The 24952-nt window shown below is 58.5% G+C and carries 17 protein-coding genes and 1 pseudogene; 9 read left to right on the top strand and 9 right to left on the bottom strand.

Annotated features, from left to right (window positions below; translation table 11 throughout):
• Positions 1 to 193: 193 nt before the first annotated feature.
• On the top strand, positions 194 to 2941 hold the full coding sequence (locus tag ACA048_RS03735) for an O-linked N-acetylglucosamine transferase family protein (RefSeq protein WP_497627990.1): 2748 nt from the start codon (positions 194 to 196) through the stop codon (positions 2939 to 2941).
• A 411-nt stretch (positions 2942 to 3352) separates the two neighbouring features.
• On the top strand, positions 3353 to 3556 hold the full coding sequence (locus tag ACA048_RS03730) for a hypothetical protein (protein ID WP_497627989.1): 204 nt from the start codon (positions 3353 to 3355) through the stop codon (positions 3554 to 3556).
• A 488-nt stretch (positions 3557 to 4044) separates the two neighbouring features.
• On the opposite strand, the gene ACA048_RS03725 is transcribed toward ACA048_RS03730, so the two are convergent.
• Positions 4045 to 4467, bottom strand: a complete 423-nt coding sequence (locus tag ACA048_RS03725) for an organic hydroperoxide resistance protein (protein WP_497627988.1) — start codon at positions 4465 to 4467, stop codon at positions 4045 to 4047.
• Between the two features lie 146 nt (positions 4468 to 4613).
• On the opposite strand from ACA048_RS03725, the gene ACA048_RS03720 reads away from it, so the two are divergent.
• The 5 genes from ACA048_RS03720 (at position 4614) to ACA048_RS03700 (ending at position 8807) form a co-directional block, all read left to right on the top strand.
• Positions 4614 to 5531 (top strand): hypothetical protein, encoded by a 918-nt coding sequence (locus ACA048_RS03720; RefSeq protein ID WP_497627987.1) that lies wholly within the window; start codon positions 4614 to 4616, stop codon positions 5529 to 5531.
• A 328-nt stretch (positions 5532 to 5859) separates the two neighbouring features.
• Positions 5860 to 6027 (top strand): hypothetical protein, encoded by a 168-nt coding sequence (locus tag ACA048_RS03715; protein ID WP_175648960.1) that lies wholly within the window; start codon positions 5860 to 5862, stop codon positions 6025 to 6027.
• A 462-nt stretch (positions 6028 to 6489) separates the two neighbouring features.
• Positions 6490 to 6843: a DUF6124 family protein gene (locus tag ACA048_RS03710; RefSeq protein WP_497627986.1), complete on the top strand. Its 354-nt coding sequence runs from the start codon at positions 6490 to 6492 to the stop codon at positions 6841 to 6843.
• A 31-nt stretch (positions 6844 to 6874) separates the two neighbouring features.
• Positions 6875 to 7132 carry a hypothetical protein gene (locus ACA048_RS03705; RefSeq protein ID WP_497627985.1) on the top strand — a complete coding sequence of 86 codons (258 nt, stop codon included), beginning with the start codon at positions 6875 to 6877 and terminating at the stop codon, positions 7130 to 7132.
• Positions 7133 to 7400: 268 nt separating this feature from the next.
• On the top strand, positions 7401 to 8807 hold the full coding sequence (locus tag ACA048_RS03700; RefSeq protein WP_497627984.1) for a DUF2252 domain-containing protein: 1407 nt from the start codon (positions 7401 to 7403) through the stop codon (positions 8805 to 8807).
• A gap of 243 nt (positions 8808 to 9050) precedes the next feature.
• On the opposite strand, the gene ACA048_RS03695 is transcribed toward ACA048_RS03700, so the two are convergent.
• The 8 genes and pseudogenes from ACA048_RS03695 to ACA048_RS03660 all read right to left on the bottom strand — a co-directional run bounded on the left by ACA048_RS03695 (position 9051) and on the right by ACA048_RS03660 (position 20080).
• Positions 9051 to 9908, bottom strand: a complete 858-nt coding sequence (locus tag ACA048_RS03695) for a phosphatase PAP2 family protein (protein WP_497627983.1) — start codon at positions 9906 to 9908, stop codon at positions 9051 to 9053.
• 25 nt (positions 9909 to 9933) lie between these two features.
• The gene (pmrG, locus tag ACA048_RS03690; protein ID WP_497627982.1) at positions 9934 to 10605 is read right to left on the bottom strand and encodes a lipopolysaccharide core heptose(II)-phosphate phosphatase PmrG; all 672 of its coding nucleotides are present in this window, start codon (positions 10603 to 10605) and stop codon (positions 9934 to 9936) included.
• 54 nt (positions 10606 to 10659) lie between these two features.
• A pseudogene (locus ACA048_RS03685) lies at positions 10660 to 11661 on the bottom strand (DUF1329 domain-containing protein); the annotation flags it as partial.
• Positions 11662 to 11823: 162 nt separating this feature from the next.
• Positions 11824 to 13779, bottom strand: coding sequence for a DUF1302 domain-containing protein (locus ACA048_RS03680; protein ID WP_497627981.1), 1956 nt, complete (start codon positions 13777 to 13779; stop codon positions 11824 to 11826).
• A 70-nt stretch (positions 13780 to 13849) separates the two neighbouring features.
• Positions 13850 to 15139: a phospholipase gene (locus ACA048_RS03675; RefSeq protein WP_497627980.1), complete on the bottom strand. Its 1290-nt coding sequence runs from the start codon at positions 15137 to 15139 to the stop codon at positions 13850 to 13852.
• Positions 15140 to 15294: 155 nt separating this feature from the next.
• The gene (locus ACA048_RS03670) at positions 15295 to 16863 is read right to left on the bottom strand and encodes an FGGY-family carbohydrate kinase (protein ID WP_497627979.1); all 1569 of its coding nucleotides are present in this window, start codon (positions 16861 to 16863) and stop codon (positions 15295 to 15297) included.
• A 20-nt stretch (positions 16864 to 16883) separates the two neighbouring features.
• Positions 16884 to 18479 carry a glycerol-3-phosphate dehydrogenase/oxidase gene (locus ACA048_RS03665; protein ID WP_497627978.1) on the bottom strand — a complete coding sequence of 532 codons (1596 nt, stop codon included), beginning with the start codon at positions 18477 to 18479 and terminating at the stop codon, positions 16884 to 16886.
• 5 nt (positions 18480 to 18484) lie between these two features.
• The gene (locus ACA048_RS03660) at positions 18485 to 20080 is read right to left on the bottom strand and encodes an FAD-binding oxidoreductase (protein ID WP_497627977.1); all 1596 of its coding nucleotides are present in this window, start codon (positions 20078 to 20080) and stop codon (positions 18485 to 18487) included.
• Between the two features lie 210 nt (positions 20081 to 20290).
• Between ACA048_RS03660 and gliR the strand changes: the two genes are divergently transcribed.
• Together gliR and ACA048_RS03650 are read left to right on the top strand one after the other, a co-directional pair.
• The gene (gene gliR / locus ACA048_RS03655) at positions 20291 to 21319 is read left to right on the top strand and encodes an AraC family transcriptional regulator GliR (RefSeq protein ID WP_497627976.1); all 1029 of its coding nucleotides are present in this window, start codon (positions 20291 to 20293) and stop codon (positions 21317 to 21319) included.
• A 202-nt stretch (positions 21320 to 21521) separates the two neighbouring features.
• Entirely contained in the window at positions 21522 to 24938 is a 3417-nt protein-coding gene (locus ACA048_RS03650) for a Tc toxin subunit A (protein WP_497627975.1), read from the top strand.
• Positions 24939 to 24952 lie beyond the last annotated feature (14 nt).

The following is a 24952-nucleotide window of genomic DNA, read 5'->3' as shown; positions in this document are numbered from 1 at the left end:
GGGCATTCACCTGCCCTATCCTTTCTTTCATCTCCTGGTTCTGGACGAATCCGGATGTGCCCATTTAGGATGAGCCGCTGCTACACCTCCTGAGGAACATTTCGTGGTCCGCCTGCCCATTTTTTTCCAACACCGGACATCGCTGGATGTCTCCGTCGCGATCTTGCGATCATTTTTTTGAAAACCTATCCCTATGACAATTCAGGAAGGGCGCCTTGAGGCGCTACTCGCTCAGATTAATGGCGGCCATGCTACCGAGGCCCTGCCCGAACTTGACCAACTGCTGGACCAGCAACCGGAACACCCTGCCCTGCTCGGGCTGAAGGCCGAGGCCTTGCGCCTTTGCGGACGCTTCGCCGATGCCGTGGAGGCTTTCAAGCTAGCCGCCGGGAAAGGCGCCGGTGCGCGCAACTGGCTCGCTGCCGGAGTGCTGCTGGCAGCCATGCGCACTACCGACGACGCTTTGCAGTGCCTGCTCAAGGCCCATGAGGAGGCACCCGACAGCGATGAAGTGCTCGACGCGCTGATCACCACCTGTTTCAACGCCAATCGCCAGCAAGAGGGTATCGAATTTGCGCGCCTCCAGTTGACGATCAGCCTTAACCCCAGGCTGCTGACCCATGCGGCATTGCTGCTGCAGAGCAATGATTGCTATGAAGAGTCGTCGCACGCCTTCAAGAAGATTATCCAGCTGGCACCTGACGACCCGGCGGTGATCGGCGCAGCCCTGGTACCGGCTCGCTTCACCTGTGATTGGGAATGGATCGAAGCACTGCAGCAAAAAATCGGCACCTGGTACGACCAGGCAGCGTTCGATTTACCGCAGGAATACCCTTTGACACACCTCACGTGGTGCCTGGACGAGGCCCGCAATCTCGGGGTGACTCAAGCCTACGTCAAGCGCATGGTGCCGACGACTGAACCTTTGGCGACGCCTGTTGCAACATCACGTCCAGGCAAGCGCATTCGTGTCGGCTACGTCTCCTGTGATTTCCGCAACCATGCGACCATGCATTTGATGGCCGGCCTGTTCGAATCCCATGACCGGGAACGCTTCGAGGTATTCGCATACGATTACAGCGCTTTCGATATTTCCGAATACCGACAACGCTTCACCAACGCCGTCGAGCATCACGTCGCTATCCACTCCATGAGCGACCAACAGGCCGCCGAGCGGATCGCAGCCGATCAGTTGGACATCCTGTTCGATCTGAAACTCTACACCGGAGGTGGTCGTCCAGGCATCCTGGCTTACCGGCCCACGCCGCTTCAGGTCGCTTACCTGGGCTATCCTGGCAGTGCCGCAAACACCGACATCGACTACATCGTTTCGGACCGGTTTGTGACGCCTGACAGCAGTACGCCACACTACCCCGAGGCATTCTGTCGCCTGCCGCACTCCTATCAGTGCAACGACCGTAAACGTGGCGCGGCGGCCGAACCGACCACCCGCGCCGCAAACGGGCTCCCGGACGACAAGGTGGTGTTCGGCGCTTTCAACCAGTCATACAAGATCGACCGCACCAGCTTTTCCGTCTGGCTGCGTGTGCTGGCTGAAGTGCCGGACAGTGTGCTCTGGCTGCTGGGCCAATGCGAAGCGGCCATAGCGAACCTGACCCGTCACGCACTGCTCGCGGGCATCGATCCGCAACGGTTGATTTTTGCGCCATTTGCCATCCCCCAGGAACACCTTGCCCGTTTACAACTGGCGGACGCCGTCCTCGACACGCTGGTATGCAATGGACACACCACCACATCGGATGCACTCTGGGCCAGCGTTCCCGTGATTACTTCGCGAGGAAAGCATTTCTGCTCACGCGTCAGCGAAAGCCTGCTCAACGCGATCGAGCTGCCGGAACTGGTGGGCACCGACCATGACGACATGGTACGCATCGCCAAACGCATCGGCACCGACGCCGACTATCGGATGGCCCTGCGTGACAAGGTCGCCGCCAATCGCTTGACGACACCGCTGTTCGATACGCTGCGCTTTACCCGCAATTTCGAAACAGCCATCGAAATGATGACCCAACAGCATCGCATCGGCGTAAAGGGTGAACATATCGATGTGCCGGACTGCGGGCCAGTCGAGCCGAAACCGGTGGTTGAGCCGGATATGGATACCTGCGCACTCCCACTACAAGCACCCTATCTGGCCTGCCCCTTGTGCGAGGGCGCGAGTACAACGCTGGGGTTCGCCAACTGTACGGCTCATCCTTTATGGCATGAACCATTGCCGCCAACCATTGAGTGGATGCAATGCCCATCGTGCGCACATGTGCATAACCGGCACTACTGGACGGAAGCAGGCCTGGCCGAAGTCTTCCGCAATGCTAACGCCAGTCAGCTCGCCCAATCCTCTGGCTACCATGACACCAAGCGAGCTATCTGGGCGCCTGTAGTGGATAAGGTCGTGGGGTTGCTGGGTGGTTTTGGGGCGGTAGTGAATCAGGCCAGCCGGCCGGTTTGGGTGGACGTGGGGTGCGGCGACGGTGCGCTCGTCATGACGGCCGGAGACTACGGGTTTTCGGCAATAGGCCTGGATGCCCGCGCCGAAACCGTCAGCCAGATTCAGAACCTGGGCTTCAATGCACTGCAACATGACTTCATGACACTGCAATTTGAGGTCGTGCCCGATGTACTGTCCATGATGGATGTTCTTGAACACATGCCTTACCCGCTTGAAGCCTTACGCAAAGCAGCGCAAGTACTTCGCCCTGGGGGAGTGATTGTTATCAGCCTGCCTGATTTGACATCTTCGAGCTGGAAAATCATGGATGCGGAGAAAGCCAACCCTTACTGGTTGGAAATCGAGCATTACCATAATTTCAGTCGCGACCGACTCATTGCACTCTTGATCGACAGTGGTTTTGCCGTTGTCGATTTCGCAGTTCCGAACCGGTATAAAGCCCAAATGGAGCTTTATGCGGTACGCCAATAACAATCCCAAGAGGGAAGAATGATCCAAAGCTCAGCATCTTCCGAGGAAGGCTGAGCCCTGGTTTCCTGACTCAAAAATAAAAAATACCCGATGCACTGACTGCATCGGGTGTTTTTTTGTTTACATGCGAGCGCGGAAGCAGAATGCGTTTACTTCGCCTGAGTACCCGGCCCCCATTCGCCAAGCCCTCCTGATCGTAGACATGCAGCACAGCTTCGCCCCGGCGCAATAGCTTATCGATGACATCCGGACGCTCATCGATCGCTGGATCGAACGGACGGGCTGGCCGTCAGGCTTTGGGAGCATCCTATCAAGCACACAATGAAATCGACCGGGTTGTGCTCCGCAACTTCATTGGACGGTTCAACACAATCAGATCTACGCTGTACTACTTCTCCCAAGGATGGCGCCATGAAATACAAAATGCTGATTGTCGTGTTAACCCTCTCCCTGTCGTCCGGTTGTGCGTACTACAACGACCGCACCACCGACACCAGCAAGAACGGGCGGATTGCCTGTGATGCCGAGCCTGCCAATCAGCCGGGCTGTTATACGAAGCAGTCGAAGGATTGGAGTTGGGGTGGGTTAAAGTTTGGGGTTGGGGCTTCGAACTAGTGTCAGCAAGGGACAGGTCCTACAGCTCTCGTGAGTTTGGGGATTGTTTCCAACACGTTTTGACGGTTGTTGTGTGGGAAGCAGAGTCCGTAGGCTTCAGGGACCGCCGGCATATTAATATGAGAAAAATCTCTGACTGCCGATGTTAGCCAGCGAAACTGGTTCGGATCAAACAGTGATGTGAAATCTGTAAGCAGATAGGGGAATTTAAATGACGCTACTCAGCGATGAGTTGATCGCGCAGCTCCTCACTATGGACAAAGTGGTAAAAAATCCTGGAGCGAAACCCACCCTGTTCAAAAATCGCTGAGATTCAACTTCGCTGTGCAGTCGTCTGATGGCACTCATGCATTTGAGCTCTATACACGACAGAACCAGATCAGCCTGCTCGCGATGGCGGTGTGTCAGTCGGCATCCTTGTTGAATGAACAATTGCTATCGCGAGCAGGCTCACTCCCACAAAGGCAAGTCCAGTGTGTGGCTGCGATTTAAACCACCTTCAACTCCACCTCTACATGCCCGCGCGTCATCCGCGAATACGGGCAGATTTGATGCGCAGCCTCAGCCAGTTCACGCTTCACCCCTGCGTCCAACCCGGGAATGTTGACGTTCAGCCTGACCGCCAACTGAAAATCCCCGCCACTGGTTTTACCCAGATCCACCTCGGCATCCACCGATGTGTCTTCCGGCAATTTGATTTTCATCTTGCCGGCCGCCACCTGGATCGCGCCGATGAAACAAGCCGAATAGCCGAGGGCAAACAGTTGCTCCGGATTGGTGCCAGGCTTGCCCGAGCCGGGGGAGCTGAAGTTGACGCTCAGTTCGCCATCGCTGGACTTGCCGGTGCCGGTGCGGCCACCGACGGTGTGGGTTTTTGCGGTGTACAGAACGGTTTCAAGTGCAGTACTCATGGCCGTGACTCCTGATGGGAAGCGACAGAGTAGGCAAGCCTAGCAGCGCAGCACCTGCTCACCGGTGACGTTTGTCGGTTTTGTGTCTTCGCAGACTCGCAGGGTTTTATCTATCCTTTCGCTCCAGGTCCTTTCAGGAAAAAAAAATGAAACGCTGGATCAACGCCGTTCTGTTGGCCGTGGTTCCCACGTTTGCACACGCCGCCACCGAACTCGCACCTCCTGTCGAGCAAGTCCCTTTCGATAAAGGCGCCGATAGCGCCAAGTTCAAGCAATCGATCAAAGGTCCGCTCAAAGCGCAATACCGCGTCCGTGCGACGGCAGGCCAGATACTGACCGTCGACCTCAAGCCTTCCAACGCATCCGCCTACTTCAACATCACCGCCAAGGGTGCCGACGCTGCGCTGTTCAACGGATCGATCATGGGCAACCACTTCATGGGCCCTTTGCCCGTCGATGGCGAATACACGGTTCAGGTGTACCTCATGCGCAACGCTGCACGGCGCAACGAGGTAGCCTATTACAGCCTTTCATTGACCCTCAGCCCCCCGACGGACAGCGCCCAACCGTTTGATCAAACACTCGAACTGCAAGGCATACGTTTTCATGTGAAGGGGGAATGGGTCGACGGAAATCCTGTGGTGCGCATCTCGCCTCAAGGATTGGAAATCGACAACTCGCAGATCACTCGATCGATCACAGGCAACATCGCACGCGCGGAAGTTGCCGACCTTGATCGCGATGGCTCACCGGAGATTTACATCTTCGCCCGATCACCCGGGCGCGGAATGCCGGGGGAGTTGGTCGCCTACTCGGCCAACCGCAAAAAATCGCTGAGCGAGATTTACCTTCCGGCCGTTAGTGAGAACGCGAAAATGGCGCAGGGGTATCAGGGGGAAGAAGAGTTTGCGGTGGTGGAAAATGCGCTGGTGCGACGGTTTCCGGTTTATGAGAGTTCGGTTGTTGAGGCGGGACGGACGGGGAAGATGCGGCAGATTCAGTACAGGTTGGTGGCTGGGGAGGCGGGGTGGGTTTTGAGGGAGGATGGGGTCACTGAATATTGAGAGTTTGAACCGGGTACGTGCTTGACCGGCTTCGTTCTCTCATTTGGGAAATATCCCTCACGTCGTGGCGACAACCATGAACTAGAGCGTGGGAAGCAAACCGGTATCCTTTCGTCCAAACAGATTCGCTGCCTTTTTCTGTTCCAACTTGATGATTTACATAGCAAAGGAATGGACGAATGACGCCTGCTGAACAGCTCATGCGAGACGAAGCGATTGGCTTCGCACGATCGAACAAAAAAGCCATCGCTAGACGTCGAACCGACAGGGTGCTGTACACGCGGGCTGATTTAATGGCTCAGCTCGGGTTAGGATCAGGAGCACATTTATGATGTCGATCAAGCTCGGTTTTACCAAAGGTGCCAAGAGCCCCTTTGCCGACTTTATTCGGAACGCCAAGTCAGAGCAGAAAAAGCGTGTCTACAGCGAAGTGCTGACAGAAGCCACCAAGCAGCAGAACCTTGTGATGATGGAGGCTGAGGCCAAACGAGGTTAACCCACTGCGCTGATAAGAAGCCCGCCCAAGTATCGGGCTTTTTTTTTCGCTAAATTTTGGCAAGCCATCGCCCCCCCATCGACCTAGTTCGTGCCGGCCCCCACTTACTCTGATTCGCGAGCGCAAGCTATCCCAGCGGATGTAGTCCGCGTCCTAGGAAGCTTCCCGCAACTCGTATCGACTTTCATGAACTGGCGGAAGCGGTTCTGCGTCGATAGTCTTCAGATGTCGCTACAAATCAGCGATCGGCTTTGACAGGCTGAAAAGTGTAATCTGCACTCCCTCCAGACCGGGCGACATGCTCACGCGCATGCAGTCTCGTTATGGTGGCTGTGCGCGGGGCATCTCCGGGTGCACCGGATTCTCACACTTCCGGTCTGTCAACCCGCGTACAGCTGCCACCCAATCCTGTTTGACAGCAGGGGATTGGTAGCTCTTATCAATAGTGTGAGGACATTCAATATGAAGAAGATCACTCCAAATCCACCTGGATCTGAGGCACTTTCAGATACCACCGAACGCACCGTCAGCACTCGTCTGCGCAACCCAAAACGCCCCGACCCCCTCAGCCACGTCTTCACCCTCCTCCCCGACATCGACACACCCACCCTGCTCGCTCACGCCTGCGAAACCCTCGCCTCGCTGAACGTCATGACCACCGACCTCGCCTGTGAACTCCAAGGCTCGCGTCGGAACGTGGCACTGGCCATTCAGCAGTTGAGCGTACTGGCGGAGCTGTTGGTAAACCGCGCGCTGGACAACCTGGATCCGACTGTTGGGTTGCCTGAGGTTCGCCCAGCAGCCGCCACTGAGTAGTCGCGTTCTTTTACCGAATGGAGGGTTTGTCATGGATCGATACATGCCTATCACCGGCATCGACTGCACCATCGCGTCGCTGCTGATCGACACCGAAGCACCGCTGGACGTGTTGCACGAAACTGCGGCTTACCGCATCCGTACCGCGACTCAACTACTGGAGAACATCGCCTTTGGCGAGGGTATTCACAGTGAGCTGGCGCGGCTGTTGGTGACATCATTGCGCGATGGTTGCGATTTGCTGGATGTCGTCGGCCGACGATTGCGGGCGCAGGTGTCGACGATGTAACGAAACGGCTATGAGTCTGCCCAATCAATAAAGAAAGCACCTGACGAGAACATCGCAGGTGCTTTTTTGGTTTCAACTCGGCAGAACGTTTCCAGCCAACAATCTCAGCTCACTCCTGGCCTTCTTGCGGACGAAATAAAGGACAGGTTCTTCGGAAGTTTCCTTCAAACCTTAACGACTCGGAGCTGATTGTGCCGTTTGTAACCACCCAAACCCCTTCTACACTCAGCTCGAAGTCACCTCCTGACGCCAACCAAAAAGAGCCCTCATGACCACCCTCGAAGACCGTTTGAAGCAAGGCAAGGATGCTCGCAAAAACTGCTCGCGCAGTGCTCAGGCGGTCATGGGTAAAGTAACGCGTGATCCGCTGCCGTTGATCAAGCGGTCCAGCGAGGGCCGGATCAAGTCGCTGGTCGAGTTACGGTATGGCCGCATGCTCGTGTCGCCGTTCGCCTTCTATCGTGGCAACGCCTTGCTGCAAGCCCACGACTTGGCCGCCACACCCGACATGGGCCTGGTATCGACGATCTGTGGCGATTGCCACCTGATGAATTTCGGCGGTTTTGCCACGCCCGAGCGCAATCTGTTGTTCAGCGTGAATGATTTCGACGAAGCCCATCCCGGCCCCTGGGAATGGGACCTGAAACGTCTGGTGGCGAGTTTCATGGTGGCGGCCCGGGACCTGCGCCACGGCGAGACGGTAGAAGAAACCGTCTGCCGCCAAGTGGTGGGCGCCTATCAGGAAACCATGCTGGAGTGCGCCCAACAAAGCGCGCTGGATAACTGGTACGAGTCCATCAGTTACGATGACTTGCTCAAGCAGGCGAGTAAAAGCACGCTGGAGCATGTGGAGCGCGCCATCGAAAAAGCCGAACGGCGTACGCATGCCGAACTGCTGCCGAAAATCAGCGAACGTCACGCGAAAGGTCATCTGGTTATTCGCGATGACCTGCCGGAAATTTTCCACCTGCACAAAAACACCACGCGACTGGATGCCGACGATGACTGGCTGCGCCTTTCGGACTGGCGCCCGCTGTACGACACGTTCATGAGCGACTACCGAACCACGCTGCAAGCTGACCGTCGTGAGTTACTGTCACGTTTTCACGTTCACGACATGGCGTTCAAAGTGGTGGGTGTGGGCAGTGTCGGCACGCGTTGCCTGGTGGCGTTGCTGACGGATGAGCAAGAGTTCCCGCTGTTCCTGCAATTCAAGGAAGCGCGACGTTCAGTGCTCGCCGATTATGTGAAGGCGAAATCACGTGTTCGACATAACGGTCAGCGAGTGGTCGATGGTCAGCGGTTGATGCAAACGGCCAGCGATCTGTTCCTCGGCTGGACCACCGGTCCCAGCGGTCGACACTTTTACGTGCGCCAGTTGCGCGACATGAAGATTTCGGCCGAACTGGAAACCTTCGACGCCGAAGCGTTTGCGGCCTACGCACGCTTGTGTGGCCGCGCCCTCGCCCGCGCCCATGCCAAATCATCCGGGCACGCCTCGCAGATCAGCGGGTACATCGGCAAGAGCGATGCATTGGCCGAGGCGCTGGTCAAATATGCCAAACGCTATACCGAGCAGAATGACCACGACTACGAAAGATTCCAGCAAGCCTGCCGCAAGGGCCAGTTACGCACGCGTTCAGAGGCGGACTTTGCGGCGGATCATTTGCCCTAAACGCACTAACCCGCGGGCGTTCATCTACATGAACTTTTCTTCACCCCGCTGTGCCTCAACAATCGGTACATTGCCCTCGCTCATTCAAGAAACTACAGTTTGCCCGCCCTCCCGCGGGCTTTTTTTTGCCTGAAAGAATGGTCAACGTTTCACTTGATGTTTTTCACACGGGGGCAGGTGGCGCAGCGTCCAACATGGCGGTCAGGTCCGGTGATACCGAACCTGCCGCGACGCTGAAAGTGCTCAAGACAATGAGGCAGGGGCGACTGGCTTGCTACGTTGTGAATCTGTAACGGCGTTCGGTTGCGCAGCCTTTTTCAGCACCGGCACGTCCAGCCTTGCCCGCCCGTAAAACGCCAGGGCCGTCAGCAAGCACGCCAACCAGACGAAGATCCCGGCCCAGAGGGTGTGGGACATGTAGTGCCAGCCTTGCAGAACACGTGTTGTGCCGTAGATGAAACCGAGCAGCAACGAGCCCCACAGCACGGCTTTGGAATAGCGCCACTGGTAGCGGCGCGCAACAAAGTAGAGCGCGAGCATGGTGAACCCGCCCGACGCATGCCCACCCGGCCAGCAGCGACCGTCGCCGGCTTCACGGAACAGCTGGAAGTTGTTGTACCACTCCATGTGGGCAATCTTGCCACCGTAGACGGTCGTTTCAATCGGGCAGTACACGCTGGTGTGCGCCTTGAGGAAATGGATCACGCCGGTGCAGACGGCAAACGCCACCACCACAAAGATAAAGTCACGGCGATGGTCATAGGTAAACCGCAGCACGGGGGCGGCTTTGATCCGCTCCAGAAATTGACCGATACGCGGGCGCTTTTGCGGGTTGACCAGTGGCCAGGCAAACGAAAGCATCATGCCGATCAAGGCGATTTCAGCGGTCCAGTTGGGAATGATGCGCGCCCACTTGTGGGTGAGCTTCTCGAAGAAGTGAACCTTGTCGAGCGGGAAGGTCTGGGTGACCGGATCAAAAAAAAGATTGTTGAAGGCGATGTCGATGGTGGTCATGTCGAACATCAGGAAAACCGCGGCCGCGCAGGCTAGCGCAATACCGAAGTTCACCCAGTAAAAGCGGTGTCGGGAAAGATTCAGCATTGTATGTCCTGATCCAGAGGAAAATTCATTCGGTGGTTACCGTGTGCCAGTCGGAGGCGTCAATGAAGCCCAGCATGTGTGCCGCTTGAGGCGTTGGCGCGGTGATAAACAACGAGGCGCCGTAACCCAGAGTTGAGGCTGGCAACTTGAGTTCCTTTTCGAGTTGCGTCATGCACTCACTGTGGGTCACCAGAATCAGATTGCGGCCCGCTACTTTATGCGCCAAAGCATCACGCAACATAGTGCCCTTGCAACTGATTAGCCAGTCCTCACCGACGCCTGCCTTGCTGAACATAAAATTGGCGGTCTGCGCAGCACGCAGGATGGGGCTGTTGTAAATGTCAGCCTTGGTCAGCCCGAGGCGTTGGAACTGCGCGCCAACACTGACAGCAACACTTCTGGAGCGCTCGGTGATGCCATCGCTGCCCGCCAGGCAAGGGGCCGGGGAGTGATCGCAACGTTCGACATGGCGAACCAGCACGATCATGTCGCCCTTGGCCCAGCCGTCCGCTAATGCCTTGGCACCCGCGACATTACCATGGGCCAGGTCCGGCACGGCGGCACTCTGCAACAGCCATACCGTCAACGGGATCACCAACAGCGCAGAAGCCAATACCACCACCGCATTGCGATAGCGGGTACAGCGGCTCAAATCAATCGAGCGTTTTATCCCGAGTAGATTCAGTCTTAATTCCACATCAAGCCGCCTCGCCGGCACGTACCGCTCTCATTCAATCCTGAGAGGGTAGCGACCCGGTGTGAGCAACTGCGCGTACTTCACCTCCGGGCTACCGACTTTATAGTTGTTGTAGGGAATGTAGATCTCTTGCTTGCCCTTGAGCTTCCAGTCGTAGCGGTCTGGCGAGCCGTTGAACAGGTCGGTATCGTCCGCCGTGCGCAGGCCGTCGGATGAGGCGATCGGCGTGTCATACGCAAGGTTCGGCGCCCGGCGCACACGGCGTTGGCCGGCGTCGTAGACCCAGGCCTGACGCGGGTCCTTGAGCTGGTCCAGGGTCTCGTGAATCAACGCCGCACCACCGGCCAGTCGGGCCGGGCTCTTCACGAACGCCAAGTAGTAAAACAGGATGTTTTTCAAGTCGGCAAACTGCCCGCCCGGGCGGTAATAGTTGAAGAGCCCCTCCTGCTGCGAGGTCACTATCGCGAAGCTGCCGTTGCGCTGTACCGGCGCTTCGGAAGCACGACGAACCACATAGATGCCGCGATAACGGGTGATGTGGTTCCACAGCACCTCGATCCCGTCCTTGGGTACCGGGAACGGCACACCGCCATAGGCATCGGCAAAACCGCTTCCGCCCTCAAGCAGCTTGGCCGAAGTCGCATTTTTGTAGGTGTTGTCATACAGCCACTGCGGCGCCGAGCCCGTCCGGCGAGAGGGATAGACCGGCATCTGGAAGGTCTCGGGGTAGCTGTTGAACAGGGCGATCTGACCCGGGCTGAGGTGGGCTTTGTACTGTTCAAGGTTGGCTTTGGTGATGGTGAACAACGGCTTGTCCGCCGCGTACGGGTCCGGGTGGTGTTGACCCGGTTTGTAGCCGGCCGGCGCCTGGGTGATGCCGCCGGCCCAGGCCGGAATGGTCCCGGCGGCGTTACCGGCACGCTCGGCGCCCAGCGGCGTCAGCGTGGTTTTCAATTGTTCGGCCTGCTGGGGCGAGATGGCGGCCAGCGTGCTGCCGGCGGCCAGGCTAAGGATTAGAGCCAGTGTGGTTTTGGTCAGTCGTGGCATGTGAAACATGATCGTTCTCCGAAATAAATCCTGCTGCGGTCTGCAAGACACAGAAGATCCAATGTGGGAGCGGGCTTGCTCGCGAAGGCGATATATCCGGCGACATCTGTGTTGGATGTGCCGCCCTCTTCGCGAGCAAGCCCGCTCCCACATTTGGTTTGCGTGTAGCGCTTAAAGGAAGTACTTGAGGTTGAAGCCGACGTTGTCGCGGTCACGCAGGCCGTTGTCCTGCCCACCGCCGTAAAATTCGGTGTATTGCAGCTCGGCCTCCAGCTTGTTCTGGTAGTTGGCCTTGATCCCCAAGGTGTAGGCCTTGCGGCCCTCGATGGTGTTGCCCGCCTGATAACTGTTGCCCTCGAAGTCGTCCCTGTAGACGACATAGGGCGAGACGTTGACCCCGGCATACACGTCGTTCCAGGTGCCATTGACCATCGCGGTGTAGCTGTAGGAATCGCGGTTGACCTGGTCGCTGCGATCGCCGCCGGACACGTAGGAAAAGTTACCGGTGCCCGCGTAGTAACGGGTACTGCCGTCATAAGCGGTGTACTGCAGGTTACTGCCGCGCAGGTGTTCGGACACCAGCTCGAACACGCCGAACATCGAGTCGAACGACAGGCTCGGACCAAAGTTGTAAATGGTGCCCAGGGAGGTGTTGAACGCTTCCACCCGCTCAGCGTTGTTGATCTGGCTGTCGAGCGTGACTTGTTGCCCGCCGATGTTGATGCTCTGACCGCCTGCCAATGCGGCAGCGCCGTTGGCCAGATCGCCGATCAGGTCGTTGGTGGCGGCGACCCCGATGGGCAGATTCGGCCGATAGGCCACTTCACCGAACACAGACGCCTGGCCCAGGGTGGTGTTGAAACTGAAGCCGTACATGCGGATGTCTTCGGCGTAGCGACGATGAGCCTGAATATTGCCCATCACATCCACGGTCGCCAGGCCGTTGGCCAGTTGCCCCGCCTGACTGCCGGCGACACCGGTCAACAGGCTTGTCAGGGCATTCATGTCGATGCCCTGGTACCCCCCCAGATCGGCGGAGACAGTCGGTTCCTTGGCGTGATAGTTGACCATGTACAACCCGAACTCGGTGCTGTTGAGTTCTTCTGCGACGTAGCGAAAGGCGAAACCGAACTGGCCGTCATTGCGCGCGTTGTAATCCTTGCCGACTGTTGCCACCTTGACGATATTGCCGAAGGTCGGGGTCACCCCGTTGGCATAAAGGCCGGTGGTGCTCAGGGCCTGGTTGAGCGAGGGGTTGTTGCCCAGCGCGCTGTACAGGCCAATTACGTTGCCGAAGCCAGGCACCGGGGTGTCCAGTGCGGTATCGGTAAAGTTGTTGTAGCCGGTGTTGCCACCGTCGGCGAACAGGTCCGTCTGCGAGTAGAACGTACCGACCGGGTCGATGCGGGTTTCCTTCCAGTTCGTCTGGTAAAAGCTTTCCATGGTCAGGGTGTCGGTCAGGCCGATGTTGAAGCTGAGTGCTTCCACCGGCACCAGCACTTCCTTGACTTCGGCACCGGGCAAACGGTACTTGGCCGCGTCCACCGGGTTGGTGGTGTTGATCCCGCCCCGGTAGAAAATCCCCTCGCCCCAGTTGAACACCTGGCGCCCCAGACGCGCCGTGACCGGCATCTGCGCGACGTCCCAGTTGCCATAGACGTAGGCGTCGAGCATCTCCACCCGGCTACCGGCGATATCGCGGGTCTGGTCAGTGAAGTGGTCGTCCTGCGGGTAACTCTGGCTCGGTTGCGACGGGTTGTTGTTGCGGTAGTAATCGTTGCGCTTATCCATCAGTCGGGTGTCATAGAACGCAGTGCCGCGCATGAACATCCCGAAGTTTTGATAGTTGGCCTCAAGCTCCGAGGTGATCTTGTACACCTCGGAAACCAGCCCGGTGTCGAAGTTGCGATTGCCGTCGTTGGTGTTGATGTCGTCGTTGTTCTTGTCCCGGCCCTGGACTCGCCACAAGCGGCCATAGGACAAGGTACTGTCGAAAGAACCGGTGACCTGATTGTCCAGTACGCTGAACTCCTCGGCCTGCACGCCGTCGACCGCGCACAGTTGCAGCAGCCCTGCCAGGCCGACGCCGGGGAGCGCCGCGCCAGTCAGGCGAAATCGAGTGCTCATGATCTATTCCTCTTCCCTGGTTTTATTGTTTTTATGGTTTCTGTGTAAGTGAGCAATATTGCCGCGATGGCTAGGGCGCCAATCCCGCACTGACATAAATCCGGCTGTGCGTGCCGAAATGCCCCAGCAGTTTGAACAGCTGTTGGTTCAGTGCCGGATGGTCGAAGTCTTCGCGCTGTACCTGGTTACTGGCGCTGAAATCGCTGGTGACCGCAGCCGTGTCCAGCCACTGTCCGATGGCTTGATCAAACGCTGCGGACTCGTCGGCGGACTCGGCACTCACCACTTCGCGCAGGTAGTCGACCGAGTACGGTGGGTAACTGGCGTCTTGTGCGTGATCGGCATAAGCATCGAGCATCGGATGGGCCTGGCCGGCGTGCAGCAGGCGACGAAGCCAGGTCGACTGATATTTCTCCACTTCCATGTGCCGGGTGGCGACCCGTTCGATGGCCGCATGCTTATCGGCGTCGAAGCCGACCAACGCCTTGCTTTCCAGCAGCAGCAGGCTTGTCAGTTCGACGCCGGGCAGCGGTTTGGCGTGATAAGGCTGAGTCAGGTCCTGAACGTGGTGCAGGCCCCACCCGAGAAATCGATAACCCCAGTAAGGATGGCCAGTGGCAAACGCCAGTCGCGCCAACCCCATGTACTGGTAGGCGCGCCAGTCCGGCCAGCTGCGCTGAAGAAATCCGGCGGCGGCATACACCACCGCACTTTCATGGAAGAACCCCATATGGAACGGCGCCTGGGAGCTGTACTGAAACCGGGCATCGCCGAAAGGCTGCGGGCCGAAGCCGTACAACTCGCCCACCTCGCCGGGGTTGTCGCTGAACAGGTTGATGTCGTGGCCGTAATCAGGCTCATCGGCGGCGCTGGCCAACACGGCCAGGGGCGCTACTTTTTCGCCGTCAGCCACGTGGATGAAGCGCTGGCGATTCCACGGCGACAGGGTCTGCTCAACCATGACCTGCTCGGCCTGGAGGTGTTCACGTTCGGGCAAATCCTTGCCCGGCAACGGCTGGATGACCATCGCCAGATGAATCCGCGGATTGATCCGTAACGCGGTGAGGAAGTCGTGGCGCAGATTGTCCCCTGGCACGGCTGGCAGTTGCAGGCTGTCGGGGCGCGGCGGGTACTGGGCGAAGTGCTCACGGGCGAAGCGCTCCTGCTCCTCCAGCAGTGCGGACACGGCTTGGTATTGCTGCGAGAGAAACTGCTCCAGTGGCTCGACTTCGACCTGCGGGGCTGTGCGCAAGGCCGGCAAATCCTGCAACGCCTGGTAGCTGCCGACCGTATGGTTGGACCAACCCCACGCCATCGGTGCCGTTCCATAAAGCAGCAGCAGGAGGAGTGTCAGCTTCATTGCTTTTGGTTCTTATTGGATGTGCAGTGGGGGTTGAGCCTAACAACCGACCCCGCCCCTGACACTGTCCAATCTCACCAGAAAAGTTCTCCGATAGCGCCACATGCACGGTGCAAAAAACACCGCAGGACATACAAGGGATTCCCTGTGTTCGTTCAGGCGGGGTAACCGGTGATTTTGCGGATGCTTTGGTACAACGGCTTGAGCTGTCGGTACATGCGCAGGTAGACCTCTTTGTACAGTCGCTCATAGATCTTCTGCGCCTCGGGTTGCGGCATGAACACTGCCCCCACCCGAGTCATGGCCGCGATCGCCGTGGGAAAATCCGCGTGCAGACCCAGCCCCACCGCGCAGCAAATGGCCGCGCCCAGGCCAGACGCTTCATAGACATGCGGGCGCTCGGCCGGCAGGCCGAATATGTTGGCCGTGAGCTGCATCGCGGCATCGCTCTGGGAGCCCCCACCGGCGACGCGCAAACGCGTGATGGAGAGCTTCGAACGCTTCTCGATGTTCTCCATGCCCTGACGCAAGGCATACGCCAGACCTTCGAGGATCGCCCGGTAAATGTGCGCACGGGTATGCACGTCGCCGAAGCCGATCATCGCGCCCTTGGCTTCCACACCGGGTTCGCGGATGCCCGGCGACCAATAGGGTTGCAGCATCAGCCCCATGGACCCCGGCGGCACCGCGTCGACCAACGCATCGAAGAGTTGCTCCGGCTCCACACCCAGCGCTTTGGCCTGCTGTATTTCCCGCAGGCCAAACTCGTTCTTGAACCAGCTGACCATCCAGTAGCCGCGATAAATCATCACCTCGCAGTTGTATTGATCCGGCACCGCCGAGGGGTAAGGCGGGATCAACGGGACGATTTCCAGGTAGCGCGACCGGGTGCTGGTGATCGTCGCTGTGGTCCCGTAGGACAGGCACACCGTATCCGCGTCGACGACTCCGGAACCCACGACTTCGCAGGCCTTGTCCGCCCCCGCTGCGATCAGCGGCACTCCCTCGGGAATGCCGGTATGGCGGCTGGCCTCGGCGCTGATGTAGCCCAGGGTCTCACCGGGTTTGAGCAGGCTCGGCAATTGCTCGGGGCGCACCGCCAGCGCCTGCCATTTCCAGTCGGAGGGTGCGGCCCATTTCAGACGTTTGAAATCGAACGGCAGGTAGCCTACGCAACAGCCCACGGAATCGACAAAGCGCCCGCACAGGCGATGAGTGAGAAACCCCGAGAGCAGCAAAAATTTATCGGTCGCCGCCCAGACTTCAGGCTGGTGGCGGGCGATCCAGTTGACCTCGGCCTGGGCGCGAAAATAATCCACGGTGGCTTGCGCGCCGACCAGTTTGAACAACCAGCCCCACGGCCCCTTGATCCCGCCTTCGACTTCGCTCTGGCGTTGATCGAGCCACAGGATCGCCGGGCGTAACGGCTTGCCTTGCGCATCGACATTGATCACTGTGCCGCGCTGGGTGGTCAGGGAGACGCCGGCAATCTGCGAACGATCGATACCGGTTTGCTGCCACACCTGCTGGCAGGCTTCGCCCAATTTCGCCCAGTAATACTCCGGGTCCTGCTCGGCCCAGCCGGGTTGTGTCGAGTAATAGGCCTGCAACTCGACCTTGCCTTTGCCCAGCAGATTGCCCTGCAGGTCGAAGAGCAGCGCGCGCACGCTCTGGGTTCCATTGTCGATGGCCAGCAGGTAACGCTTGTTCGGGTGGTTATCCATGGAGCTCTCTTCAATGGGCATCAATGCGCGGCATCCGGCAAACCATGGTGTCGTTGCCATAACGCCTGGTAGCGCTGCTGCTCCTGCTGCCAGCGCTCATCGTCCCAGCCCAGCCGTGGCTGGCAGAGTCGGCGAATGGCCGGCCAATAATCCTCGGCGCCTCGCGGCAGCAACAGGCCCAGACGGGTGCGACGCAGCAGCAAGTCATCCAGATGCAGGACCATTTCCGAATCACAGGCAAAGGCCAGTTCCGCCCACAAGGTGTCAGTGGCGCCCACACTGTCATGGCCCAGTTCCGCGATCAGTTTCGCCAGCCTCGGCAGGTCACGACCATGCCGCCCGGCCAGGCGCCGCCACTGACTGCCACAGAGCCCGGGGATCGCCAGCGGCGGCACGACGGCAAACACCGGCGCGGCGTCATCATCGAAGGGCCGGTCGAGCATTGCCGCGCAGGCCTTGAGCACTTCGATCGCCTGCGGGCGAAAAGTGGTCAGCTTGCCGCCGGCCAGGGTCACGCAACCCGGCTCCTGCCACAACACATGTTCTCGAGTTTCACTCGACGGTTTGCCTTGATGTTCACCCGCTGCGCTGCCCACCACCGGACGCACTCCCGACCAGGTCGACAGCACGTCGGCGGCGATTACCTCTGCCTGGGGGAACTGTTGGCTGCAAGCCGCCAGCAGATAGTCGAGTTCTTCGGGGCTGATGCTCGCACTTTGGTCCAGGTCCCCGTGATGATCGAGGTCCGTGGTGCCGACTACCGTGGCGCCCTCCCAAGGAAAAACGAACACCGGTCGACGGTCGCGCTCGTGCAGGAAGGTGAAGGCTTGCGCCACGGGCAGGCGCCAGCCCGGCAGCAACAAATGGCTGCCACGCAACGGGCGCAACAGACGAGGGGCATCGGGCACGCGCAAGCGCTCAGCCCAGGCGCCGGTGGCCACGGCCAACACGCGACAACGCAATTGCATTGATGCGCCACCTTCGCAGTCCTCTACCTGAACCCCGCACACCCGCCCCTCTTTACGCAGCAATTGCTGCACGCGTACCCCGTTCAATACCACGGCGCCGTCGGCCCGAGCCTCGCCCAAAACGCGCATCACCAGACGAGCATCATCGGTCAGCGCATCGACAAAACAGGTGCCACCCAGCAGGTCATGTTCCTTCACCCCCGGCGCCAGATAACGCAGTTGTTGCGCATCATGGAAGCGATGGCTACGCCGCCCCGCCAACGCGTCATAGATGGACAACAAACCACCCAGCACCCGCGGTCCGGGAAAGCCGCCACGGTAATGCGGCATCATGAAACTCATCGGCTCCACCAGTCCCGGCGCTTCGTCGAGCAGGCGCTGGCGTTCGCGGACCGAATCGCGGGTCAGGCGCCACTGGCCCTTGGCGATGTACCGCAAGCCGCCATGGACCATTTTCGAGGATCGGCTGGAGGTGCCCCAGGCGAAATCACGCTGCTCCAGCAGCAGGCAACGCCAGCCGCGGCGCGCGGCTTCGCGCAGGATACCGGCGCCGCTGATGCCGCCGCCGATGACGATCAGGTCCCAGTTTTCATCCGCCAGCGTCGGCAGCACCTGCTGTCGCCACGCGGCGTTCCAGTCCTGGCTCACGGCCGTCACTCCTGCAACAGCGTGCCGGGGTTCAGTCGCCCGGCCGGATCAAAATGCCGGCTCAGCGCCTGCAGGGTGTCCATCGCCAGCGCGCCCTTTTCGCGCCGCAGGTACGGCGCGTGGTCCTTGCCCACGCCATGCTGGTGACTGATGGTGCCGTGGTTGTCGACGATGGTCCGGCTGGCCGCCTGCTTGAGCGCCTGCCAGCGCGCCAGCGTCGCGCGGTAATCCGCTGCCGGGCGAAACACATAGGTGGTGTAGATGCTCGATCCTTCGCCGTAGACATGGGACAGGTGGGTGAAGACATGCACCCGTTCGCCTTCAGCCGCCAGGGCGTCGCGCAGGCTGTTTTCGATGAGGGTCAGGAGGTTGTCGACGTTGCTCCAGTCGGTGGCCGTTTCCAGGGTGTCGACCACATAACCGGCGTTCCACAAGTTCTCGCGCAGATAGGGAAAACGAAAACGGTTCTGCGCCCACTTCTTGCCGAGCAAGGTGCCGGTAAACACCCCGCCGAATGCCTTGAGGTGCTGCCGGGCCTGGCTCAGGGACAGCGCGTTTTGCCGGCGATTCCCGGTCACGCCGAACGTCAGCAGGCATTTGCCTTCACCGGCACCGCGCAGGGCCAGGTACTTTTCCAGCCAGGCGATCTGCTGCGGGTGACCGGCCAACGCCAGCTGGGTTTCGGTTTCCACCGCGTTGGACAGGCGCAGCATCGACAGCGGAACCCGCGCCTGGGCCAACTGGCGGATGGCTTGCAGCGCCTTGGTCCAACTGGGAAGAAACACGCCATAGAAACGCTCATCGGCGGGTAGCGCACTGACCCGAACCTTGACCTCGGAAATGATCCCGAAACGACCCTCGCAACCCAACACCACTTCTCGCAGATCGGGGCCGGCGGCAGAGGCCGGGAAGGTTGGAATCTGCAAAGGTCCGGCAAAAGTTTCCAGGGTCCCGCCGGCGAACAGTTGCTCGATTCGCCCGTAACGCAACGACTGCTGGCCACTGGAACGGCTGGCGACCCAACCGCCCAGGGTCGACAGCTCCCACGACTGCGGGAAATGCCCCAGGGTGTAACCACGGGCCCGCAGCTGACTTTCCACCTGCGGCCCTGTCGCGCCAGGGCCGAAGGTGGCCAGCAAACTCTGTTCGTCGAGGTCCAGCAGGCGATTCATGCGGGCCAGGGAAACCGTCACCACAGGTCGCGCGGAACTCGGTGGATTAATGTGCCCGGCCACCGAGGTGCCGCCGCCATAAGGAATCAGGCACACGTCCTGCTCATGGGCGAGCGCCAGTAACTGGCGAATCTGTTCGGCGCTCTCGGGAAAGGCCACGGCGTCGGGATAATGCCCCAGCGCGCCTTCACGCAACGCCAACCAGTCCGGCAGGCTCTGCCCCCGGGCATGCAGCAAACGATCCTGCGCAACCACGCTGTACAAGGCATGTTCCTGCAACCGCGAGGCCGGCACGCGGGCCAATGCCGTCTCAAGCGTGGCATCGGGCAACGCTCGACCGTCACCCAACCGCTGGGCGAGAAAACTCGCGCCCTGGGCCGGCAGTTCGACCACCGTGGTTGCATCTCCCCAGCCGTTCCAGCGTCGCATGCGTGTGTCCTTTTGCGGTTCTTATCAGTGATATTTCAGGCCCCCATACTAGTCAGCTGCCCGAAAGTGTCACGGTCGCATCCGGCCAGTTCGAGTAGCCAATTGAGTCAAACGTCGCACAGACGTCAGCCATTTACTTTAGCCGGGGTTTCAAATTACCTTTCAGGGCATTCATCCGCGCACGCGGGCCTTGATCAAAGGAATTCGATCATGCAATCCCTGGGCTTCACTTCAGTTCCGCCGCTGCTCAAATACCTGCGTCATGCCGAACAACTGGGCATGGCCATCGAGCCTGCGTTGGCGGCTGCCGGGTTGCAGGCGCAGCAGTTGAGTGACAACAGCCTGCGATTGCCGGGTGAAGCCCATGAACGGCTGCTCGATTATTTCTGCGAACACTCGGGCGATCCGTTGTTCGGTCTCAACGCCGCGCGTTTTGTGTTACCCAATTCCTGGAGCGTGCTGGGCTACATCACCATGAACTGCGCGACACTGGGCGATGCCATGAGCCGCATCATGCCGTTCGAGAAACTGGTGGGAGACATGGGCGTCAGCCGCGCCGAGGTGCAGGACAGCCACGTGCACCTGATCTGGGCATGCCGCTATCAACGCCCGCGAATTCGCCGGCACCTGGTGGAAAACGTGCTCGGCTCCTGGCTGCAATACGCGTGCTGGATCGCTGATACGCAGATGTCGCCGGCCGCTGTCTGGCTGGAACATACACGACCGGCTGACACGACGCTGGCGCAGTACGAGCAATTCTTCGACTGTCCGGTACTGTTCGACCAGCCTTATTCGGCGCTGATTGTGCCGTTGCCGTATTTGCAGTTGCCGTTGCGCCAGGCCGATGCGCAATTGCTGCGCACCCTGGAAGAACATGCGCAGGGTTTGATGGCGACACTGGAGGACGCGTCGCTGGAACAGCGGGTCAAAAGCATCCTGCGTCAATTGCTCAAGGAAGGCTTGCCACGCAAGGAGCAAGTGGCCGAGCATCTCGCCGTGTCAGTGCGCACACTGCAACGCCAGCTGCATCAGGCCGGTACGTCGTACCAGCAGATCCTCGATGACCTGCGTCAGGAACTGGCTGAGCATTACCTGCTCAACAGCACCTTGCCGATTCAGGACATCGCCCAGTACCTGGGTTTCACCGAACCCCGTTCGTTTCACCGTACGTTCAAAAGCCGGCGCGGGATGCCGCCCGGCGAGTTTCGCCAAACCCACCGAGTGCCGGGCGAAAACTGAAATCCGTTACGCAGATCCCCTTCCCGTGCCAAGGTTATTGGCAATCTCTCCTGCCTGCGGTGTTTCAAAATCCTACAGCCTTCCTGCCTCAGTCCCCTGCCAAGTGGAGAAACTTCCAGCGTCCGCTGGATGGAGTAGCTGACAGCCGTCCCCCCTGCCACGCCGTACTGTCGATATCTCCACCTATTGGAGATTCACAAGCATGGACGGCAATTCCCCAGGCAACGATCAATCCTTACTCGATATTTTGATCACGACCTACAGTTCCGATGACGCACAAAAAATAAAAGTTAAAGCGCTTTTTATAGATCTGAAGCTCACCTCGGTGTTCGACATTTCCCGACTTACCGAAGCCGACTTCAAGCATCGCGTCGATACCGCGATCAAGGAGAAGGAGAAGGAGAAGCAGAAGGATACGGATACGGATACGGATACGGATACGGATACGGATACGAATTATGCAACGCTCAGCATCGATACTCAGTCGCTTTACGACAACGCCAAATGTTACGCAGCCCAAGTCAGCGTCCTGTATCGGGAGCAGCAAGCTTCAGACGGTGTGCCACAGCATCAGTGGCATCCCCGGGGCATTCGCTCGGTCGCGGAACAAGGTCCCACCTACACTCATCAGTTCAAAGAAAACTGGAATGACGCCTGCAAAAACGATTCGATCGCTGCCATTGACTCACCGGTCGCCTACCTGAGAGCGCTGTACCTGTTTGCCTTGCAACTGGAGTCCTGCCCTTCGCAATCGGCGGAGGAAAAAGAAACCCGCATCCTGTTGGAAAAACGGCGTCCGGATCTGCCCGAACTGTCGATTGATCAGCAAAGCACGTTTACTGCGCAACCGATGCTCGGGATAGTCAATGCCATTCTGGACAGCAATATTCAGGACGCGCTGAAGACCAACGACGACAAAGGCAAATCGACCTATGACGTTCTGGCGCAACGGTATTATCCCTTCGCCCTCCCCTATGAGTTTTTCCACCATCAGTGCCTGCTGGGACTGAGGGGGAACAAACCGACGCTCGGAGAGCTGAATTACCTCGTCAGCGAATTCCTGCCTCTGCGGTCTTACGACGCGTCCTTGTACGGCAAGGTGCTGGACGTTGCCTCTGATGCCGCTCAGATGCTGATGTCCGGGCTGGGTCCAAAACAACAGGCATTGCTGACGGAACAGCCATGGGCTGAGCGCGCCCCTGAAGAACGGCGCACGCCAGAAAACATCTACTGGGAAAAAATCTACGGCACCGCGTCAATTTCCGGTCTGAAGACAATTAACACCTTCCTGGAGCGAACCGAGCTTAAAGCCGAGCAAATGGAGGCCTTGCTGGCGCAAGGCAAATACACGCCACACACGTCTGCTCAGTACTTGCTGTCAGCGCCTTTTCCCCAGCCTTATGGAGCCCGTTATGTAAACGGTCCTCAAGCTGTCAATGACACAAGCATGACGTTGGACAAAGAACAAAAGCCTGCGCAAATCGCCAACGCGACCGAGGATCGATTCGAACGTTTGCATCGAATGATCCGCCTTCAACGCTGGCTCGATATCCCGTTCACCGATCTGGACACCTTGATGTGCAGCGCTTTTGAATCGCAACTGCCCAAAAAAAATGACCCGATGCAACTGAACAACCATTCCATCCAGGTCCTGGGGATTTTTCGCTATCTGAACCGCCAGCACTCGATCACGGCTGAAGAGTTCGCAGCACTGTTACACCAGGTATCACCCTGCTCGACCGGCGACAACACCTCCCAGTTTGACAAGGTGTTCAACCAGGCCCGTGTGTTTGACACACCGCTAAAGCTCGATGATCGTGCCTTCCAAGCGGATGATTCGGATCCTGGCTCTCACGCCATCCACCAACATTTGAGCGTCAGCCTTGGCCTGCCTCTGACAGAGGACTCGCTACTTCGGGTTGTCAAAAACACGCAGAAATACCTGGGGCCGCTCAAGTGTGGCTTACCCACGCTGTCGTCCATTTATCGTCAGGCACGGACAGCGCGAATGTTCGGTCTTTCGATTGCCGACAGTACGACGTTGGGAAATTTGCTGGGGGGGGAAAGCATTTTCAGGTGCCTGGCAACCGGCGACTCCGGCAGACGAATCTTTCACATAAGCGGCCGAAAGAGAGAGCAGTATTTCGAAATACTCGCCATTTTCCAGCTTCCGGAACAGGGCGGCCCTGGTGAAGCGACTTTGCTTGCCGGTTCAACCCTGCGAACAAACACGTCATGGTTTGCCGATGCCAGTACAGATCAACGACTTGTCCTCGAGTTTTACAAAGCGCCAGACGAAATCACAGTGCCATGGATCGACATCGACAAGATTCTAACCACCGCCCCCAATAGCCAGACATCACTGGCGGGCCGAATCATCAAATGGAATGTCGGTGACTTTGACGAATACACAGATCGAAAAAATACGGATCTGTTACTGCAATCGTTAGCCCGCTCTCCTGAAACGGGGATTACTTCGATCGGCACTCTGAATGGCGAAATAAATCAAGTAACCCTGAGAAATGAAGCCGATCCTGCATTCAACTTACTCCACGTCCTGATGCAATTGGACTGGATAACACGCTGGATCAAAGAATCCACCTACGACATCCCCATGCTGCAACGTGTTCTTGAGCTGCAAAGCGGTGACGAATATCCGTTGGGGCAACTGCAGCAACACCTCACAAAACTCAAAGCCGACACTCTCCAGTGCGCGATCACCGCACAGGAATTTGCAACGCTGGCATTGCCGAACACTGTGGAATGGCGCGCAAAACTGGCTGATACCCTGCTGGATGACAAAGGGTTGGTAAAAAATTTCGCCCCCAGAATCAGAGACGATGTACCACAGAGCCTGATAAACACACTGGATAAAGTATTTGCGCAGCTGACACTGGACACGGATCCAGACAAAAACTTAAGGCTCAAGGAAGACTGCAAACAAAAACTCAAAGGCTTACTTCTACTGGCCCATGACCGACAGCAACACCGGGTGGAAGAGTTTCTACAGGAAGCGCTCCTGCTGCCCATGAACTGTGGAATCGATGTGGTGTTTTGGGCGAAAACGTCGGTACATCAGATTCTCAAGGCGGCTCTGGACTCAAAAGACTCACACGCACTTGCAAGCACACTGCGTTCACTACTGCGCCATACCGAAGCCGCTGTCAGGTTGCAATTGAGCAACAAGGCGTTGCGCGCACTCCTGAGCACTGCCCGCTGGCTGGACATATCGGATGGGGAATTGAGCCTGTCATTCAGAGCCCTGTACTTGTTCGATCGTTTCAACCATTTCCTGATCACTTACCAGCAACCGGAAGAAAGCCTGCTGAGCTACCTGGAATTCGCCAATTTCCTCAGTAGAGAAGCGCAAGCCGTCAACAGCCGTCTGGCCCAATTAATGAACTGGACAACGACTGAAGTCACCGCGCTCACCTCGAAACTGATGTTCAGGCGGGCTACAACAATCAAGGAGATCGATTGGGTGATGCGTTGTCACCACACCTGTAAAGCGACCGGGCTCAGCGCGACCGCCCTGCTGAAGGCCGTGGCCCTGCAGAACGACAGTTCGATCGATCAATGGAAGGCCGTCGGTGAAGCGGTCATGGCAGCCAGTCACTAACTCCACTACGTGCT

It is taken from the genome of Pseudomonas sp. LBUM1659 (assembly GCF_059716045.1).
The sequence above is the reverse complement of the archived record's forward strand: the minus strand, read 5'-3'. Positions and strand labels throughout refer to the sequence as shown.